The organism is Komagataeibacter melaceti (genome assembly GCF_003403295.1).
Lineage (GTDB): Bacteria > Pseudomonadota > Alphaproteobacteria > Acetobacterales > Acetobacteraceae > Komagataeibacter > Komagataeibacter melaceti.
Map to the genome: position 1 here is coordinate 1 of NZ_QUWV01000204.1, position 672 is coordinate 672.

General features: G+C 62.8%; 1 protein-coding gene. It reads right to left on the minus strand.

The annotated features are described in order from the left end of the window. Positions 1 to 672 (minus strand): dihydropteroate synthase (locus DY926_RS16090; protein ID WP_158551933.1); only part of this gene is annotated, 672 nt, incomplete at both ends.

The window sequence follows — 672 nt, forward strand, 5'->3', positions numbered from 1 at the left end:
TGCCCTCCAGCGTCCATTCCCCCAGCTTGCGGTCATCTTCCGTGCCGGTGCCGATGGTGAATGTCAGCGGGTCGATCATCAGGTCGGACTGCGGCAGGCCATGCTTTTCACATGCGAACTCGACCAGGCGGGTGGCGATGCGCAGCTTGTCTTCCGCCGTCTTGGCCATGCCCACTTCATCAATGGTCAGGGCGATGACGGCGGCCCCGAACTTGCGCGCCAGCAGCATGCGCTCATTGGCGATCGCCTCTCCATCCTCGAAGTTGATGGAGTTGATGATGGGCTTGCCGCCATGCAGCTTGAGTGCGGCCTCGATCACCGGGGTTTCGGTGGAATCAATGACCAGCGGCGCATTGACCGAGGAGGTGAAGCGGGTCACCACCTCGTTCATCTCCTTCATTTCATCACGGCCGACGAAGGCGGTGCAGATATCCAGCGCGTTTGACCCTTCGGCCACCTGTTCGCGGCCCAGTGCCACGCAGCCATCCCAGTCGCCTGCTTCCTGCAACTGCCGCCATTTTTTCGAACCGTTGGCGTTGCAGCGTTCCCCAATGGAGAAATAGCTGTTTTCCTGCCGCAGTGGTACCTGTGAATACAGGCTGGCGACCGACGGAATCCACACCGGCCGGCGGGGCACGGGGGCGGGGCGGATGCGGCCCGTGCCCTCGGCGC